An 18,102-nucleotide genomic window follows, 5' to 3' on the forward strand; every position below is an offset into this window, starting at 1 on the left:
GATCCCCCTTCGCCCCGTCTCGTTAAGGTGTGCCCATGGCGCGCCCACACACCGCCGCCCTCCTCGAGGATGCCTGGCACCGGCAGCTGGCCGGTGGCATGCGTCGGCGCGGATGGGGGACTCGGGTGCTGCCCTACACCGGCTACGGGTCGACCGAGTCGGTGCGGGTCCTCGGCCGGGTGCTCATGACCCGTCGGCCCTATGCGCCCGCCTCCGCCGACGCCCGCGCCACCTGGCTCGAGCTGCGCAACGCCGAGCGGGAGCGGCGCGGCTGGCGGTCCTTCTTCACCACCCCGGCCATGGCCGAACCCGTCACCGCCCACGTCGGTGAGCGGAGCATCCGGGCGCGCGCCGACCGCTCCGGGATCATCGACATCACCGTCCCCGGGCACGGCCTCGACCCGGGCTGGCACGACATCCGGATCGAGTCCCCGCGCGCCGCGGAGGCCACCGCCTCGGTCTTCGTCGTCGACCCGAGCACCACCTTCGGCATCGTCAGCGACATCGACGACACGATCATCACGACGACCATGCCGCGGCCGATGATCGCCGCCTACAACACCTTCTTCCGCCACGAGGGCACCCGCCGGCCGGTCCGCGGGATGGCGACGATGTACCGCTCACTGCTCGAGGAGCATCCCGGCGCGCCGATCGTCTACGTCTCCACCGGGGCGTGGAACGCCGTGCCGCAGCTCACCCGCTTCCTGCGCCGCTCCGGCTACCCGCTCGGCCCGCTGCTCATGACCGACTGGGGACCGACCAACACCGGGTGGTTCCGCTCCGGGCAGGACCACAAGCGCGCCTGCCTGCACCGCCTTGCCCGCGAGCTGCCCGGCATCCGCTGGGTGCTCGTCGGCGACGACGGGCAGCACGACCCGAGCATCTACGGCGGCTTCGCCGAGCAGCGTCCCGACCGGGTGCGCGCCATCTGCATCCGCGTCCTCACCGCCACCGAGCAGCTCCTGTCGCACTTCACCCCCGTCGCGACCGACGACTTCGAGCAGCACGTCGGCGTCGACCTGCCGGTGGTCCGCGCGCCCGATGGCTTCGTCATGGCGCCCGTGCTCCGCGATGCCCTCGCCGGTGCTCGCTCGGAGCAGCCGACGGACGAAGGGGGTGTGCGTGCCTGAGCTCCCCGAGGTCACCGGCCTCGTCGCCTTCCTCTCCGACCGGGTCGTCGGCCTGGCAGTCGAGTCGGTCGAGCTTGCGTCGATCACCGTGCTCAAGACCTTCGACCCGCCACCGCAGGCCCTCGCCGGAGCGCCGATCGATGCCGTCACCCGGCACGGCAAGTTCGTCGACCTCGACTGCGACGGCACGCACCTCGTCTTCCACCTCGCCAAGGCGGGCTGGCTGCGGTGGTACGAGGAGGTCCCCGAGGCCCCGGCCCGGCCGGGCAAGGGGCCGATCGCCCTTCGCGTCCGTCTCTCCGACGGGTCCGGCTTCGACCTCACCGAGGCGGGCACCCGCAAGTCTCTGGCCGCCTACCTCGTCCGCTCGGTCGACGAGGTGCCCGGTATCGCCACGCTCGGGCCCGACCCGCTCGCCGAGGACTTCACCCGGCACCGGTTCGAGGAGGTCCTTGACGGGCAGACCGGCCAGATCAAGGGAGTGCTGCGCCACCAGTCCGTCATCGCCGGGGTCGGCAACGCCTACTCCGACGAGGTCCTCCACGTGGCGCGGGTATCCCCCTTCGCTCTCGTACCGACGTTGGACGAGGACGATCGCGACCGGATCTACACGGCGCTGCGCGGGGTGCTGGCCCAGGCGGTGCAGGCGGCGACCGGCAAGCCGGCGGCCGAGCTCAAGGACGCCAAACGTGCCGGGATGCGCGTGCACGGCCGGACCGGGCAGGCCTGCCCGGAGTGCGGCGACGTCGTGCGCGAGGTGAGCTTCGCCGACCGCTCGCTGCAGTACTGCGCCACCTGCCAGACGCAGGGCAAACCGCTGGCGGACCGCCGGACCAGCCGCTTCCTGAAGTAGCCCGTTGCTGTAGGCCTCCCCGTCGGGGGTGACCGTTCGTCTGAGGTTCCCCGGGGATCTGCGAAGGGGGCCGGTGGGTTCGGGGGTGACCGTTCGTCTGAGGCTCCCCGGGGATCTGCGACGGGGGGTGCGGGCTGCTCAGGTCGCGTCGAGGAGGACCTGGGCCAGGGCGCGGTCGCAGACGAGGGTCTCGACCAGGCCGCCGGCCACCGCAGCTCGCACCGTCGCCGCCTTGTCGGGGCCGGTGGCGAGGAGCGCGACGTGGGGGATATGGCGCAGCTCCTGACGGCTGAGGGTGACCAGGCGCGCGGCGGCGAGGCCCTCGACCGCAGCACCGCTGGCGTCGAGGAAGATCCCGGCGATCTCGCCGACCACCCCCGCCTCCTTGGCCTCGGTGCGCTCTGCCGGCGTCACCGCGTCGTAGATCGTGGACTGCCCCGCCCCCCACGAGCCGGCGGCGACGACGGCGTGGGTGACCCGGCTCAGCTCGGACCGCGCGGCGCGCACCTCGGCCTGCCGGGCGAAGGCCGCAGCCGTCTCGGCGTCCTGGGCGACGAAGGGGGCGAAGAAGAGATGCGCGGAGCCGCCGCTGGCGCGCGCGACGGCCCTGACGATGGCGACCGCGCTCGTGTCCAGCTCGGGAGCGTGGTGGGCCCCGGTGAGCTGGACGGCGTCCACCCGAGGCAGGTCGTGCAGGTGCTCGATCATCCGCGCCACGGTGCGCGACCACGGCAGGCCAAGGACGTCCCCGTCGTCGAGCACGACCGAGAGGAGGTCGGCGGCCGCGACCGCCACGTCTCCACTCGTGACCACGGCGCGATCCAGTCCGAGCAGCGCGGCGAGCCGGTCCGAGCGCTCAAGGTCGACCGCCGAGTCCTCGATCTCGATGCGCACGATCCGGTGCTCCCGGGCGAGGCCGAGCAGGCGGGCGACCTTGAAGCGGGAGATGTCCAGGGCCTCGGCAATATCGGTCTTGCTCCGGTCCTCGAGGTAGTGCATCCGGGCGGCGGCCACGCACAGGGCGCGCTCGGTCTCGCTGAGCGGGACCGGAGGCTCTCCTGTTGACACACCCGAAACCTACCCCAATACTCATCTGAGCACCACGATTGCTCAAATGAGCGACTGACCGCCGACAGGGGCGGGAGGGATCGGTGGTGGGACGTCGTGCAACGGAGGACTGACGTGCCGCACAAGCGATCAGCAGTGATGGGGGCGACGATGGTCGCCCTCCTGGCCGGCGGATGCACCGCCGGCTGGGGCGGAGGAGCAGGCGACGGGGGCCAAGGGAGCATCAACGTGCTCATGGTCAACAACCCGCAGATGGTCGACCTGCAGAACCTCACCGACGAGCACTTCACCAAGGAGACCGGGATCACGGTCAACTACACCGTGCTCCCGGAGAACGACGTCCGCGGCAAGATCAGCCAGGAGTTCTCCAGTCAGGCCGGGCAGTACGACGTGGCCTCGCTGAGCAACTTCGAGGTGCCGATCTACGCCAAGGCCGGCTGGATCGCCCCGATGGACTCGTACATCGCCGAGGATGCCGAGTTCGACCAGGACGACATCCTCGGGTCGATGACCGAGTCGCTCTCCTCGGAGGGCTCGGTCTACGCCCAGCCGTTCTACGGCGAGAGCTCCTTCCTCATGTACCGCAAGGACGTGCTGGACAAGCACGGCGTCGAGATGCCGGAGAAGCCCACCTGGGACGAGGTCGCCGAGATCGCCGCCGAGATCGACGGCAAGGAGCCCGGCATGGACGGGATCTGCCTGCGCGGGCTGCCCGGTTGGGGCCAGGTCTTCGCGCCCCTGACCACGGTCGTCAACACCTTCGGCGGGACCTGGTTCACCCAGGACTGGGAGGCGAAGGTGAACTCGCCCGAGTTCGTCGAGGCCACCCAGTTCTACGTCGACCTCGTCCGTGAGCACGGCCAGCCCGGGGCCGCCCAGTCCGGCTTCGCTGAGTGCCTCAACAGCGCGGTCCAGGGTCAGACCGCGATGTGGTACGACGCGACGTCGGCGGCGGGCTCGATCGAGGCCGACGGCTCCCCGTCGAAGGGGAAGTTCGGCTATGCCGCAGCCCCGGTGAAGGAGACCGACAGCTCGGGCTGGCTCTAGGTCTGGGCCTGGGCGATCCAGGAAGCGAGCACGAACAAGGACGCGGCGTGGGAGTTCATCTCCTGGGCCAGCAGCAAGGAGTTCGAGGAGACCGTCGGCAAGGAGATCGGGTGGGCCAACGTCCCCTCCGGCAAGCGGCGCTCCACCTACGAGAACGAGGACTACCTCAAGGTCGCCAGCGCCTTCGCCGAGCCGACCCTGGAGGCCATCGAGTCCGCCGACCCGAACAACCCGGGCCTGCAGCCTCGTCCGGCGCCGGGCATCCAGTTCGTCGACATCCCCGAGTTCCCCATCCTCGGCACCCAGGTCAGCCAGGAGGTCAGCGCGGCGATCGCCGGGCAGCAGAGCGTCCAGGACGCCCTCGAGCGCGGCCAGGTGCTCGCCGAGGACGTCAGCACGAAGTACCAGCGACGCGAGGAGGAGCAGTGAGCCGCGCAGCCGCCCCGGACCGGACGCTGGACAAGGCAGGACGGTGGGCCCGGCGGGCCCCGCTCCTCCCGGCGCTGATCTTCACGATCGTCATGACCCAGCTGCCCTTCGCGGCGGCCCTGGTCATCGCGTTCATGAACTGGAACTCCTACTACCCCGACGAGCGCGGGTTCGCCGGCCTGACCAACTTTGTCGACATCTTCACCGACACCAACGCCCGCAACGCGGTGATCGTGACCATCCTGCTCACGACGGTCGTCGTGCTGGTCAGCCTGGCTCTCGGCCTGGGGATCGCGTTGCTGCTCGACCGGCCCTTCCGGGGTCGCTCGGTGGTGCGCACGATGATGATCGCGCCCTTCCTCGTCGTCCCGATCGCCGCCGCGCTGCTGTGGAAGCACGCCCTCTTCAACCCCGAGTACGGCCTGCTCAACGGCATGCTCACCCTGGTCTTCGGTGACGACGCGCCACAGCGGGACTGGATCAGCTCCAACCCCTTCCTCGCGATCGCCGCCGCGCTGATCTGGCAGTGGACGCCGTTCATGATGCTCATCCTGCTCGCGGGTCTGCAGAGCCGGCCGCTCGACGTCGTCGAGGCCGCGCGGATCGACGGAGCGAGCCCCTGGCAGATCTTCACCAACATGACGTTGCCGCACCTGCGGCGCTACATCGAGCTGGCCGGCCTGCTCGGCGCGATCTTCGTCGTGCAGAACTTCGACCACGTCTTCACCATCACCGGCGGAGGCCTCGGCACCGCCAACCTGCCCTACTACATCTACGAGACCTTCTACATCGGTCAGGACTACGGCCGGGCGTCGGCCGCAGGAGTCATCACGGTGCTCGGCTCGCTCATCGTGGCGACCTTCGCCCTGCGCACCGTGCTGTCGATCTTCAACGAGGAGCAGCGATGACCACGACAGCCGGAGCCCCGGGCACCACGAGCCGGCGCACGAACATCCTCCTCGGCGGGGCGGCCTGGGTGATCGGCCTGCTCTTCGTCGCCCCCGTGCTGTGGATGGTGCTCACCTCCTTCCACGCCGAGACCGACGCGGCGCAGAACCCGCCGGCGTTCTTCGCCCCGCTCTCCACCGACGGCTACCAGGCCTTCTTCGACGCCGGACCGTGGCCGCCGCTGCTCAACTCGCTCACCGCGAGCGTCGTGAGCACCGCGCTGTGCATCGCCCTGGCCCTGCCCGCGGCGTACGCGCTGTCGATCAAGCCGGTGGAGAAGTGGACCGACGTGATGTTCTTCTTCCTGTCCACGAAGATGCTCCCCCTCGTCGCCGCGATCATGCCGCTCTACCTCTTCGCCTCCCAGCTGCAGGTGCTGGACAACATCTGGTTCCTCACCCTGCTCTACACGGCGATGAACCTGCCGATCGCGGTGTGGATGCTGCGCTCCTTCCTCGCCGAGGTCCCGGTCGAGATGCTCGAGGCGGCGCAGATCGACGGCGCGGGCCTGCTGCGCACCCTCACCCGCATCGTCGCCCCGGTCGTCATGCCGGGCATCGCGGCGGCCTCGCTGATCTGCTTCATCTTCAGCTGGAACGAGCTGCTCCTCGCCCGCGTGCTCACCTCAACCGTCGCCCAGACCGCCCCGGTCTTCCTCACCGGCTTCGTCACCAGCCAGGGTCTCTTCCTCGCGCAGGTGTGCGCCGCCTCCTTCGTCGTCTCGCTGCCGGTGCTCATCGCCGGTTTCGCCGCGCAGGACAAGCTGGTCCAGGGTCTCTCGCTCGGCGCGGTGAAGTGATCGGGAGCGCCATGACACGACTGAACACGCAGACGCTGGCAGACATCGGCGAGCGCGAAGGGGTAGAGGTGCCCACCTATGACCGGTCGGGCTTGCGTACCGGCATCGTCCACCTCGGGGTAGGGGGGTTCCACCGGGCGCACCTGGCGATGTACGTCGACCGGCTGCTCGGCGGGCGCGGCGAGGGCGCGGGGGGAGGGGCAGCCCTCTCGGGGGGCCCGGACGAGACGTCCGAGCCCTCCGGGTGGGCCATCACCGGGGTCGGGTTGCTTCCTCACGACCGGACGATCATCGAGACCCTGCACGACCAGGACGGCCTCTACACCCTCGTGGTCAAGCATCCCGACGGTGAGTACGACGCACGGGTCATCGGCTCGATCCGCGAGCTGCTGCTCGCCCCGGACGACCCCGAGGCGGTGCTCGCGCGGCTGACCGACCCGTCCACCCGGATCGTCTCGCTCACGATCACCGAGGGCGGGTACCTCATCGACCAGGTGACCGGACGCTTCGAGGTCGACCATCCCAGCCTGGCGTCCGACCTCGCCGGCGACGGCCCACCGCGCACCGCCTTCGCCTACCTCACCGAGGCCCTGCGTCGGCGCCGCGAGGCCGGCGTCGTCCCCTTCACCGCGATGTCGTGCGACAACCTGCCCGGCAACGGTGACGTCGCCCGGCACGCCGTGACCACCTTCGCCGAGCAGCTCGACCCCGAACTTGCCCGGTGGATCGAGACCGAGGTCCGCTTCCCCAACGCCATGGTCGACCGGATCACCCCGGTGACCACGGAGGAGGACCGGGCCGCGGTCCGCGACCGGTTCGGCATCGAGGACGGCTGGCCGGTCGTGTGCGAGCCCTTCACCCAGTGGGTCCTCGAGGACCACTTCGGGGCCGGGCGGCCCCCCTTCGAGCAGGTCGGCGCCCAGCTTGTCGACGACGTCGTGCCCTACGAGCTGATGAAGCTGAGGCTGCTCAACGCCAGCCATCAGGCGCTGTGCTACCTCGGCTACCTCGCCGGCTACCGCTACGCCCACGAGGTCGCGAGCGACCCCACCTTCGTCGCCTTCCTCCTCGGGTACATGCGCGAGGAGGCGACGCCGACCCTGCCCGAGGTGCCCGGGCAGGACCTCGAGCAGTACGCACGCACCCTGATCGAGCGCTTCGCCAACCCCGAGGTGCGCGACAGCCTCGCCCGCCTCTGCGCGGAGTCCTCGGACCGCATCCCGAAGTGGCTCGTGCCGGTGATCCGAGCCAACCTCGAGCAGGGCGGTGAGATCGACCGCAGCGCCCTCGTCGTGGCGTCCTGGGCGCGCTACGCCGAAGGGGTGGACGAGCAGGGCGAGCCGATCGAGGTCGTCGACCACCGGCGGGAGGCCGTGCTCGAGGCGGCCCAGGAGCAGCTGCGCGGCGACCCCCTGGCGTTCCTGCGCGACCCTCAGCTCTTCGGCGACCTGGCCGAGCGAGAGCGGTTCACGCAGCGCTACCTGCACCACCTTGAGGTGCTGCACCGCGACGGTGCCCGCAGCGCGGTCGAAAGGGTTGTGGGTGACGATGACTGAGCGCGACCCGGTCCCTGCGACCATGCCCGCGGTCCGCCTGCCCGGTGACTCCACGGTCGAGCACGTCACCCTCGACGTACCCGAGCCGGGCCCCGGGCAGGTCCTGCTGCGGATGCGCGCGTCGTCGATCTGCGGCAGCGACATCAGGGCGATCTACCGGGAGCACTTGGGCCACGGCGCGGAGGCCTACCAGGGCGTCGTCGCCGGTCACGAGCCGTGCGGTGACGTCGTCGCCGTCGGCCAGGGCGTGCGCGACCTCGTCGAGGGCGACCGCGTCGTCGTCTACCACATCGCCGGCTGCCTGCGCTGCGCCGAATGCCGCCGCGGCTACCCGGTGGGGTGCACCTCGTCGACCCGGGCCGCTCACGGTTGGCAGCGCGACGGTGGGCACGCCGACTACATGCTCGCCGAGGCGGTCTCGTGCCTGCCGCTGCCGGACTCCCTCACCCACGTCGACGGCGCGCTCGTCTCCTGCGGCTTCGGCACCGCGTACGAGGGTCTGCTCCGTGGCCGGGTGAGCGGACGCGACCGACTGCTCGTCACCGGACTAGGCCCCGTCGGCCTGGCCGCGGCGATGCTCGGTCGGCACCTCGGCGCGAGCACGGTGATCGGGTCCGACCCCTCGCCGGAGCGGGTCGCGCTCGCCCGCGAGCTCGGGGTCGTCGACGCGGCGGTCACCGACGCCGGCGAGCTCGACGACGTCGTCGCCGAGCACACCGCGGGGCAGGGCTGCGAGGTCACCATCGACTGCTCCGGCCACCCCGACGCCCGGCACGCGGCCTTGCGCAGCACCCGCACCCGCGGACGGTGCGTCTTCGTCGGCGAAGGGGGGCGGGTCGACTTTGCCGTGTCGGACCTCCTGATCCACCAGCAGCTCGAGGTGCACGGCTCCTGGGTGACCTCCCTCGGTCACATGGCCGAGCTGCTCGAGCTGCTCGACCGCTGGGGTGAGCATCCCGAGCGGGTGGTCACCGACCGGCTGCCGCTCGCTCAGGCCGAGCAGGCCTACGAGATCGCTGCGGCCGGCGCGGCGGGCAAGGTCGTCATCACGTGGGAGGAGTGAGCGCGGTGCCGAGCGTCATGCGGGCCGCGGTGCTGCGCGCGCCCGCCGAGCTGGTCGTGGAGGAGCGCCCGGTCCCTCGGCCGGCGCCCGGCGAGGTGCTCGTCGCGGTGACCGCGGTCGGGGTCTGCGGCTCCGACACCCACTACTACCGTCACGGCCGGATCGGCGAGCACGTGCTGCGCAGCCCGATGGTCATCGGTCACGAGGCCGGTGGGCGGGTGGTCGCGGTCGGCGAAGCGGTGGACCCGGGACGGGTCGGGCAGCGGGTCTCGATCGAGCCGGGCGTGCCGTGCTTCGTCTGCCGTTGGTGCGTGTCCGGCCGGTACAACCTCTGCCCGGAGATGAGCTTCCACGCCACCCCGCCGGTCGACGGGTCGATGCAGGAGTACGTGGCGGTCCACGCCGCGATGGCTCACCCCGTGCCCGACACCGTCTCCGACGTCGCCGCGGCCATGCTCGAACCGCTGTCGGTAGCGATCTGGGCCGTGCGCTGCGGGGAGGTCTCGCTCGGCGACCGGGTGCTCGTCACCGGAGCCGGTCCGGTCGGACTGCTCGCCGCGCAGGTGGCCCGCGCGGCTGGAGGTGCGGTCACGGTGCGTGAGCCCGACCCGCGGCGCCGTTCGGTCGCCGAGGGACTCGGCCTGACCGTCCAGGGTGCCGACAGGTCAGGCGCGGATCCGACGGCAGGTGCCGACAGGTCAGGCGCGGATCCGACGGCAGGTGCCGACAGGTCCGGTGCGGATCCGACGGCGGGTGCCGACGCGTCTGGTGCGGATCCGACGGCAGCTGGCGGGACCCCCTTCGCCGTCCTCCTGGAGTGCTCCGGACACCTCGATGCCGTCGCCGACGGCCTCGCCGCTCTGCAGCCCGCGGGCCGGGCGGTGCTCGTCGGCATGGGCGCCGACGAGGTGCGCGTCCCCAGCTCGGTGCTGCAGGACCGCGAGGTGAGCATCACGGGGACCTTCCGATATGCCGGCACCTGGCCGACCGCGATCGAGCTCGCCGCCTCGGGTCAGGTGGTGCTCGACGGTCTCCCGGTGCGCCTCTTCGACCTCGCCGACGCCGCGGATGCGGTCGTTGCCGGGCAGGAGGATCCTGGACTCGTCAAGGCCATCGTCTGCCCGGGAGGCCGACCAGCATGAGTGCCCGTCTTGTCGCGGGGATCGACTCCTCGACCCAGTCCACCAAGGTCGTCGTCTGCGACGCCGCCACCGGCGCCGTCCTGCGCTCCGGGCGGGCCGTCCACCCCGACGCCACCGAGGTGCATCCCGACCGGTGGTGGCAGGCGCTGACCGAGGCCACCGGCGACGGGCTGCTCGAAGGGGTCGAGGCGCTCGCAGTCGGTGGACAGCAGCACGGCATGGTCGTCAGCGACGACGCCGGGTCCGTGATTCGCGATGCGTTGCTGTGGAACGACACCCGCTCGGCGCCGCAGGCGCGCGCGTTGGTCGAGGAGCTCGGCGGACCCACGGCGTGGGTCGAGGCGACCGGATCGGTCCCCGGGGCGAGCTTCACCGTGACCAAGCTGCGCTGGCTTGCCGAGCACGAGCCCGACCACGCCGCCGCGGTGGCGAGCGTCGAGCTGCCGCACGACTGGCTGACCCGACGGCTCCTCGAGGGAGGCGAGCCGGTCGCCTCGTCGGTCACCGACCGCGGCGAAGCCTCCGGCACCGGCTACTTCTCACCGGCGACCGGCCGCTACGACGAGGACCGGCTGCGCCGCAGCCTGGGGCACGTCCCCGGGCTGCCTCGGGTGCTCGGACCCGGTGAGGCAGCCGGACGGACCGCGGGCGGGATGCTCGTCGGGCCCGGTACCGGCGACAACATGGCCGCCGGACTCGGGCTGGGTCTCGAGCCCGGCGACGTCGTGATCTCGCTCGGGACGAGCGGCACCGTCTTCGGGCGGCACGACGAGCCGGTCGCCGACCCGACCGGTGACATCGCCGGCTTCGCGGACGCCGAAGGCGGATTCCTCCCGCTGGTGTGCACCCTCAACGCGGCACGGGTGCTGGTCGCCGCCGCGCAGCTGCTCGGGGTCGACCTCGACGAGCTCGCCCGTCTGGCGGGCGAGGCCGAGCCGGGTGCGGGCGGGCTGACGCTGCTGCCCTACCTCGACGGTGAGCGCACACCGAACCTCCCGGCTGCCACCGGCAGCCTCAGCGGACTGACCCGGACCTCGATGACCCCGGCCAACCTGGCCCGCGCCGCGCACGAAGGGATGCTGTGCAACCTCGCCGAAGGGGTGGACCGGCTCCGCGAAGCCGGCCTGGACGCGCACCGCGTGCTCCTCATCGGAGGGGCCTCGGCCTCGCCCCTCGTCCCTCAGATCACCGCCGACCTCACCGGCCTGCCGGTCGTCGTGCCGGCTGCGGGCGAGTACGTCGCGCTCGGAGCCGCGCGGCAGGCGGCCTGGGTGCTCTCCGGCGCGGACGAGCCGCCCGCCTGGTCCGTCGAGTCCGACTCGACCTGGGACCCCCGGTCGGACGAGCGCCACGACGAGGTCCGCGGGCGCTATCGCGACCAGGTGGCGCTGGTGCACCCCGAGACACGACGCTGACCTGCTGGGGGAGAGCCGCCGATCGACGGGGTGCGGGGGGAACCGTTCGTCTGAGGTTCCCCGGGGATCTGCGAAGGGGTGGCGAGGGGTTCGGGTGGTGGGGGAGCCGTTCGTCTGAGGCTCCCCGGGGATCTGCGGCGGCTCAGCTCTCGAGGAGCCGCACCGTTCCCACTCCTGCCTCCACCGAGACGGTGTGCGCGGCGCCGGGGTCGTCACCGATCTGGTTGTCCAGACTGTCGGGCATCCCGTCGAAGGACACTGAGTAGCTCTCGTCACCCGGCATCGTCGCGGTGACGTCACCGACGCCCACCTGGATCGAGGCGCGATCGGCTGCCTCGGCGAGCTCTAGCTCGGCGCCGCCGACCCCGACCTGCACGTCGACGATGCCCGAGCGGGAGCCGGTCGTCGTGACCGAACCGACTCCGACCCGAGCCCTCAGGTCGCCATCCAGGTCATCGGTGCTGAGCGACCCGACCCCGCTCTCGACCTCGACGTCCGTGCCCTCGGGCACGACGACGACCCACCGGGTGCTGCAGACGTCCGGCCACACACCCCCTTCGCATCCGCTGTCGATGGTGAGGGTGTCGCTGGACTGGCGCACCGTGACATCGGGCTCGCGCAGGCCCCACTTGCTCGTCAGCGTCGCCGCCGGTTGCTCACCGTCCCGGGCCTGACGGATGTCGACCTCCCCGAGGCCGTTCTTCATCGACAGCCGGGTGATGTCGGAGGGGACCGGGTGCTCGGTGGTCTCAGACCGCTGGAGCATCGGCCCGAGGAAGGTGAGGGAGGTTCCTGCGACGAGCACAGCAGAGACGACGCCGGCGACGGTCCGGATGAGGAGAGTGAGCGGGGTCATCGGTCAGCCTTCCTGCTCGAGACGGCGAAGGACGGCGAGCACCCGCCGGTGATCACCCTCGGTGGGTGGGAGGTCGAGCTTGGTGAAGATCGAGCTGACGTGCTTCTCGACGGCTCCCTCGGAGACGTACAGCTGGGCGGCGATGGCGCTGTTGGTGCGGCCCTGAGCCATGAGATCGAGGACGTCATGCTCGCGCGGGGTGAGCGACGCCAGCGGATCGGCGTGGCGGGCGCGGGTGAGGAGCTGGGCGACGACCTCCGGGTCGAGGACGGTGCCGCCGCCGTGCACCTCGCGCAGCGCGTCGACGAAGTCGCTGGTGTCGGCGACCCGGTCCTTGAGCAGGTAGCCGACCGACCGGGTGCGCGAGGCGAGCAGCTCGGTGGCGTACTCCTCCTCCACGTACTGGCTGAGCACCATGACGGCCGTCCCCGGATGCTGCTCGCGTACGACGAGCGCGGCCTTGATCCCTTCGCTGGTGAAGGTCGGCGGCATCCTCACGTCGACGACGACGAGGTCGGGCTGGTGCTCCTGCACCGCCCGCAGGAAGGTCTCGGCGTCCGGGCAGGCTGCGGCGACGTCGAATCCGGCGGAGCCGAGCAGTCGGACCAGCCCGTCGCGCAGCAGCACCGAGTCCTCGGCGATGACGACGCTGATCCGCTGCGCCGTCGGTTCGGCGCTCGCGGGCGTGGGGGTGGTCGACCCGGTGGATGAGCTCATGACTGGCTCCTGTCGGTGCGAAGGGGGAGTGTCGCGGTCAGGGTGGTCGGCCCGCCGGGTGGGGAGGAGACCTCGAGCTCGCCGTCGACGGAACGGACCCGCTGGCGCAACCCGGTCAGCCCGGTGCCGAGCGAAGGGTCCGCGCCACCGACCCCGTCGTCGGTGACCCGCACGATCAGTGCCGGCTGCTCACCGTGGCTGGTCATGACGTCGACCATCGCCCGGCAGGCGCGGGAGTGCTTCGCGACATTGGTCAGGCCCTCGCTGGCGACGAAGTAGGCGATCGCCTCGACCGTGGGGTCGACCCGGCCGACGCCGTCGGCGCGAACCTCGACCGGGATCGGGGAGCGGCTCGCCAGCGCAGAGAGCGCGGCGTCGAGGCCGCGGTCGGTGAGGACCGGCGGTGCGATGCCGCGGGCGACGTGGCGCATCTCGACGATGGCCTCCTTGGCCGAGGCGTGCGCCTCGTCGAGCAGCTCGGAGGCGGCGTCGGGGTCGGAGCGGATCGCGTCGCGTGCCATGCCGAGGCTCATCGCGATGGCCACGAGCCGCTGCTGCGGCCCGTCGTGGAGGTCACGCTCGATGCGCCGCCGCTCGGACTCGACGGAGTCGACGGTCTCCTGGCGGGTCGAGGTGAGCGTGTCGACCCGGTCGCTCAGGGCGCGCATCACCTGGGTCTCGTCGCGGCCGAGGAGCCAGCGGGCCAGCCGGACGTCGACCTGGGTGACGAGCGAGGAGAGGAGCGGCAGGGCGAGGAGGGCGAGCACGCCGACCAACCAGAGGGCGGTGAGCTCGGCGAGACCGTCGACCCGGACGAGCCAGAGCGAGAGGCCGTCGTCGGGGATGGAGCCGGCGTAGAGCGGCAGGGCGACGAGGGTAAGTGCGAAGGCGGCGGCCACCAGCATGGTGAAGCCGATGGCCAGGCCCCACATGCTGTGCAGCACGAGGTAGGCGGCGGCGCGCCAGCTGTCCTTGTCGAGCCAGAGCCGCTGCCAGAGAGGCTGCCCGACCGGCGGGGTGGGCGCGGCGATCTGCGCGCCGGTGAGCGCGGAGACGCGGTGCCGCTCGGCGACGCCGAGCACCCGGCACAGCCAGAGCGCGGGGATGATGAGGACGATGCCGATGACGCCGCTGATCGCGGCGATCGCCCCGAGCAGCAGCAGCCACGCCCCGAGGGCGAACCACGCGGTGACCGTGTGGGTGAGCAGCAGGGCGAGGTCTCCCCACCCCTTCGTCCACCGGCGGAGGATGCCGGCGCGCGGCTGGCCCGGGACCGATCCGGTGGATGAGACCGGAGCCTGCGCCCCGGCAGTCTCGGGGGTCGGCCGTCCGCCGACGGGAAGTGCTGGGCTGCTCATGGCTCAACGGTAGGCAGGCCCGGGTCGTCGCGGCAGCGGTGCTGACCTCCGACACACCCGGGGGGCAACCCCACCCCTTCGCAGATCCCCGGGGAACCTCAGACGAACGGTCACCCCACCCCTTCGCAGATCCCCGGGGAACCTCAGGCGAAGCGGCGGGCGATCGCCTTGGACTGCTCCAGGTAGTGCCCCCCGAAGAGGACCGCGTGCATCATCACCGGGTGCAGCTGGTGCAGCGGAACCCGCTCCTGCCAGCCGTCGGCGAGCGGAGCCGCCTCGTCGTAGGCGGCGACGATGCGTGCGACGTGCGGCCCGCGGAAGAGCAGCAGCATCGCCAGGTCGGTCTCCCGATGCCCGCCGTGCGCGGCCGGGTCGATGAGCACCCCGCCCGACCGGGTCCACAGGACGTTGCCGGTCCACAGGTCGCCATGGATGCGCGAAGGGGGGTCGTCGGTGTCGTGGGTCCCGTCGGCGAGGCGAGCAGCCACCCCTTCGAACAGGGCGGCGTCGTCGAGATCGAAGGTGCCCTGGTTCCGCCCCAGGCGGTAGGTGTGCATGATCCGCTGCTCGCCGTAGAACTCGCCCCACCGCGGCATCGGCTCCAGCGGCAGCGGCAGGGGGCGGATCGCCGGGCCAAGGAACCCATGACCGCTTCGCCAATGGGACGGCGGCGCCCCGAACGCATCGGCTCCAGCGGAGTGCGTCGCGGCGAGGGCCGCGCCGAACGCATCGGCCTGCAGGTTGGTCGGCGGGACCGGCGAGAGCTGCTCCAGATCGAGGTGGTCGTCCTCGATCTCGTGCACCCGCACGACGCGGGCTCCCCCCGTCGCCTCAGCCTCCTCGAGCCAGAGCAAGCCGGCCGCCTCCCACGCGGTGTAGCCCGCTGGCGCGTCACCGGCGTCCTTGCGAAAGATCTGCGGCCTGTCGTCCTCGGTCACACGCGCCACCCTACGAATGCCGAGCTCAGTCCTCGCGGTGCGGGTTCTGTCCGACCTCCTCGATCGCGTCCTGCTCCTTGTGCGTCACCCGGCCGTGGCCCTTGTGGTGCCCGCCTCCGGTGGCGCCCTCGGTGCCGAGCCCGCCGGTGGTGCGCTTGCCCTCACCGGCGATCGCGGTCGCGACCGCGTCGGTGACGTCGGAGTGGAACACGCTGGGGATGATGAAGCTGGGGTTGAGCTCTTCGTCGGTGACAACACCGGCGATGGCGTCGGCCGCGCGGATCATCATCTCGACGGTGACGTCCTCGGCGGCGGCGTCGAGCAGCCCGCGGAAGACGCCGGGGAAGACGAGGACGTTGTTGATCTGGTTCGGGTAGTCCGAGCGGCCGGAGGCGACGACCTTGGCGTACTTCGCGGCTTCGGCGGGGTCGACCTCGGGGTCCGGGTTGGCCATCGCGAAGATCACCGCGTCGTCGACCATGTGGTCGCGGATCCACTCCGGCTTGAGCAGGTCGGGCGCGCTTACCCCGATGAAGACATCGGCACCCTCGAGGCCGGCGGTGAGGTCGCCGGTCACCTTGCGCGGGTTGGTGCGGCGGGCCAGCTCGAGCTTGGCCTCGGGCAGGCTCTCGTCGTCACCGGAGAGGCAGCCCTCCCGGTCGAAGACGACGATGTCGTCCGCGCCGGCTGCCAGCAGGAGGGTGACGATCGCCGTCCCGGCCGCGCCGGCCCCGGCGACGACGATGCGGCAGTCGGCGAGGTCCTTCTCGACGACCCGCAGCCCGTTGCGCAGCGCCGCGAGCGCGACGATGGCCGTGCCGTGCTGGTCGTCGTGGAAGACGGGGATGTCCAAGCTCTCCTGCAGCCGCCGCTCGATCTCGAAGCACTGCGGCGCGGCGATGTCCTCGAGGTTGATGCCGCCGAAGCCGGGGGCGATCATCTCGACCGCCTTGATGATGTCCTCGGTGTCCTGGCTGGCCAGGCAGATCGGCCAGGCGTCGATGTCGGCGAACCGCTTGAAGAGCGCCGCCTTGCCCTCCATCACGGGCATCGCCGCCTCGGGGCCGATGTTGCCCAGCCCGAGGACGGCCGAGCCGTCGGTGACCACGGCGACCGTGTTGCCCTTGATCGTGAGCCGCCGCGCGTCCTGCGGCTGCTTGGCGATCGCCTTGCTGACCCGGCCGACCCCGGGGGTGTAGGCCATGGACAGGTCGTCACGGGTGCGAAGGGGGACCTTGGACTTGACCTCGATCTTGCCGCCGAGGTGGATGAGGAAGGTTCGGTCGGAGACCTTGTGCACCCGCACCCCGTCGACCTGCTCGACGGCCTCGACGAGCGTGCCGGTATGACCGGAGTCGATGCCCGAGCAGGTGACGTCGACGACAAGCCGGTCGTGCCGGGAGTCGGCGACGTCGATCGCGGTGACGATGCCGCCCTGCTCTGCGATGACGGTCGCCACCTGACCGACGACCGCGTGGTCGGGCTCGGTGTGCAGCCGGATGGTGATCGAGTACGACGATGGGGTAGCGGCAGCCATGTGACCAGGGTCTCATCCCGGTCGTTGCATCGCCGCGCCTTTGGTCGCGGCATCGCCGAGGACGCAACGCGCAATGGCGAGTCCGTTCGCCCCCCACACTCCCCGTCCCGTCCTACTGTGTGACTCACGCCACACACCCCCTTCGAGATCGGACACCGAATGAGGTCCTCCACCACCCGCCGCGCGCTCGCCCTCACCGGTGCCGCCGCGCTGATCACGCTCCCCGCCGCCCCGACCGGCGCCGCCGACGCCGGTCGGTATGTTGCCCTCGGCGACTCGTACTCCTCGGGCCTGGGCACCCGCTCCTATCTCGCGGACGGCACCGAGTGCCGCCGTTCGACGCTGGCCTACCCCTCCCTCGTCGCCGCCGCGCGGGGGTACTCCCTCGATCTGCGTGCCTGCTCGGGTGCCACGGTGCCCGACATCCAGAACGCCCAGCTCGGTGCCCTGAGCGGGTCGACCGATTACGTGACGCTCTCCGTCGGGGGCAACGACGCGGGATTCGCCGACGTCCTCACCGAGTGTGCGCTGCCGAGCTGGGCCAGCCGGTGCAACCGGGCGATCGACGGCGCCCAGTCCTTCATCTCGACGTCGCTGCCGGGCCGCCTGACCACCCTCTACTCCCAGGTACGCGCCGCAGCACCGAACGCCACCGTGGTCATCGTCGGCTACCCGCGCATCTTCATGGGCAAGGACTGCAACGCCTTCACCTGGTTCTCCCCGAGCGAGCAGACCCGGCTTAACCAGACCGCCGACCAGCTCAACGCCCTGCTCGCCAGCCGCGCCTCGGCGGCGGGCTTCACCTTCGTCAACCCGACCCAGCGCTTCACCGGTCACGCGGTCTGCGACCGCCCGGAGTGGATCAACGGACTGTCCTACCCGATCGATGAGTCCTACCACCCGAACCGGTCGGGCCACGCGACGGGCTACACCCCGCTGGTGAGCCTCCCGCTCAGTGGCTCGAGCGTCTCGGTGACGTCGGCGGTGCGCTCGTCGGCTAAGAAGGCCGGCCCGGACCAGGCGAAGCTGCAGCGCAAGCGCGCCACGCTCGACCGGCGGATCCAGCCCAAGGAGTTCCGACTCCCCGACCTGGACTCCGCCCGCGTGCAGTCCAGGGCGAAGGCACTGGGGATCGACACCGACGACCGGGCCGAGGTCGACCAGATGGACCGGGTGCACTCGGCGAAGCAGGCGAAGCAGGCGAAGCAGGCCAAGCAACCCAAGTAGGCACAGCAGGCGAAGCAGG

General features: G+C 71.4%; 15 protein-coding genes and 1 pseudogene. 10 read left to right on the forward strand and 6 right to left on the reverse strand.

Translation table 11 applies throughout. The annotated features are described in order from the left end of the window. Window positions 1-35 precede the first annotated feature (35 nt). Entirely contained in the window at window positions 36-1,130 is a 1,095-nt protein-coding gene (locus FB557_RS01420) for an App1 family protein phosphatidate phosphatase (RefSeq protein WP_144854973.1), read from the forward strand. Continuing rightward, window positions 1,123-1,983, forward strand: coding sequence for an Fpg/Nei family DNA glycosylase (locus tag FB557_RS01425; RefSeq protein ID WP_144854975.1), 861 nt, complete (start codon window positions 1,123-1,125; stop codon window positions 1,981-1,983). Before FB557_RS01420 ends, FB557_RS01425 begins: the two co-directional genes overlap by 8 nt. 138 nt (window positions 1,984-2,121) lie before the next feature. Here the strand turns inward: FB557_RS01425 and FB557_RS01430 are convergent, their stop codons facing one another. Continuing rightward, window positions 2,122-3,051: a sugar-binding transcriptional regulator gene (locus tag FB557_RS01430; RefSeq protein WP_144854977.1), complete on the reverse strand. Its 930-nt coding sequence runs from the start codon at window positions 3,049-3,051 to the stop codon at window positions 2,122-2,124. 150 nt (window positions 3,052-3,201) lie between these two features. Between FB557_RS01430 and FB557_RS01435 the strand changes: the two are divergent. The 7 genes and pseudogenes from FB557_RS01435 to FB557_RS01465 all read left to right on the forward strand — a co-directional run bounded on the left by FB557_RS01435 (window position 3,202) and on the right by FB557_RS01465 (window position 11,450). Then, window positions 3,202-4,527: pseudogene (locus FB557_RS01435) on the forward strand (ABC transporter substrate-binding protein). Then, entirely contained in the window at window positions 4,524-5,435 is a 912-nt protein-coding gene (locus tag FB557_RS01440; protein ID WP_246074303.1) for a carbohydrate ABC transporter permease, read from the forward strand. Before FB557_RS01435 ends, FB557_RS01440 begins: the two are co-directional and overlap by 4 nt. Then, window positions 5,432-6,274 (forward strand): carbohydrate ABC transporter permease, encoded by an 843-nt coding sequence (locus tag FB557_RS01445; protein WP_144854979.1) that lies wholly within the window; start codon window positions 5,432-5,434, stop codon window positions 6,272-6,274. The genes FB557_RS01440 and FB557_RS01445 overlap by 4 nt, the downstream gene beginning before the upstream one ends. 11 nt (window positions 6,275-6,285) lie before the next feature. Continuing rightward, a complete protein-coding gene (locus FB557_RS01450) occupies window positions 6,286-7,830 on the forward strand; it encodes a mannitol dehydrogenase family protein (RefSeq protein ID WP_144854981.1) in 1,545 nt (514 codons plus the stop codon). Next, a complete protein-coding gene (locus FB557_RS01455) occupies window positions 7,823-8,893 on the forward strand; it encodes a zinc-dependent alcohol dehydrogenase family protein (protein ID WP_144854983.1) in 1,071 nt (356 codons plus the stop codon). Before FB557_RS01450 ends, FB557_RS01455 begins: the two co-directional genes overlap by 8 nt. Further along, on the forward strand, window positions 8,881-10,035 hold the full coding sequence (locus FB557_RS01460; protein WP_246074305.1) for an NAD(P)-dependent alcohol dehydrogenase: 1,155 nt from the start codon (window positions 8,881-8,883) through the stop codon (window positions 10,033-10,035). Before FB557_RS01455 ends, FB557_RS01460 begins: the two co-directional genes overlap by 13 nt. Next, window positions 10,032-11,450, forward strand: a complete 1,419-nt coding sequence (locus tag FB557_RS01465) for a xylulokinase (RefSeq protein ID WP_144854985.1) — start codon at window positions 10,032-10,034, stop codon at window positions 11,448-11,450. The genes FB557_RS01460 and FB557_RS01465 overlap by 4 nt, the downstream gene beginning before the upstream one ends. Before the next feature lie 142 nt (window positions 11,451-11,592). Here the strand turns inward: FB557_RS01465 and FB557_RS01470 are convergent, their stop codons facing one another. The 5 genes from FB557_RS01470 to FB557_RS01490 form a co-directional block, all read right to left on the reverse strand. Beyond that, on the reverse strand, window positions 11,593-12,306 hold the full coding sequence (locus tag FB557_RS01470; protein ID WP_144854987.1) for a hypothetical protein: 714 nt from the start codon (window positions 12,304-12,306) through the stop codon (window positions 11,593-11,595). A gap of 3 nt (window positions 12,307-12,309) precedes the next feature. Next, window positions 12,310-12,960 (reverse strand): response regulator transcription factor, encoded by a 651-nt coding sequence (locus FB557_RS01475; protein WP_144855986.1) that lies wholly within the window; start codon window positions 12,958-12,960, stop codon window positions 12,310-12,312. A 59-nt stretch (window positions 12,961-13,019) separates the two neighbouring features. Next, window positions 13,020-14,381 (reverse strand): sensor histidine kinase, encoded by a 1,362-nt coding sequence (locus FB557_RS01480; RefSeq protein WP_144854989.1) that lies wholly within the window; start codon window positions 14,379-14,381, stop codon window positions 13,020-13,022. A gap of 143 nt (window positions 14,382-14,524) precedes the next feature. After that, window positions 14,525-15,319 carry a fructosamine kinase family protein gene (locus FB557_RS01485; protein WP_144854991.1) on the reverse strand — a complete coding sequence of 265 codons (795 nt, stop codon included), beginning with the start codon at window positions 15,317-15,319 and terminating at the stop codon, window positions 14,525-14,527. 25 nt (window positions 15,320-15,344) lie between these two features. Then, complete coding sequence (locus FB557_RS01490; protein ID WP_144854993.1) at window positions 15,345-16,856, reverse strand: NAD-dependent malic enzyme; 1,512 nt, start codon at window positions 16,854-16,856, stop codon at window positions 15,345-15,347. A gap of 159 nt (window positions 16,857-17,015) precedes the next feature. Here FB557_RS01490 and FB557_RS01495 point away from each other — a divergent pair, with 159 nt between their 5' ends. Beyond that, window positions 17,016-18,083 (forward strand): SGNH/GDSL hydrolase family protein, encoded by a 1,068-nt coding sequence (locus FB557_RS01495; RefSeq protein WP_144854995.1) that lies wholly within the window; start codon window positions 17,016-17,018, stop codon window positions 18,081-18,083. Window positions 18,084-18,102 lie beyond the last annotated feature (19 nt).

The sequence above is a fragment of the Marihabitans asiaticum genome (assembly GCF_007828725.1).
GTDB classification, from domain to species: domain Bacteria; phylum Actinomycetota; class Actinomycetes; order Actinomycetales; family Dermatophilaceae; genus Marihabitans; species Marihabitans asiaticum.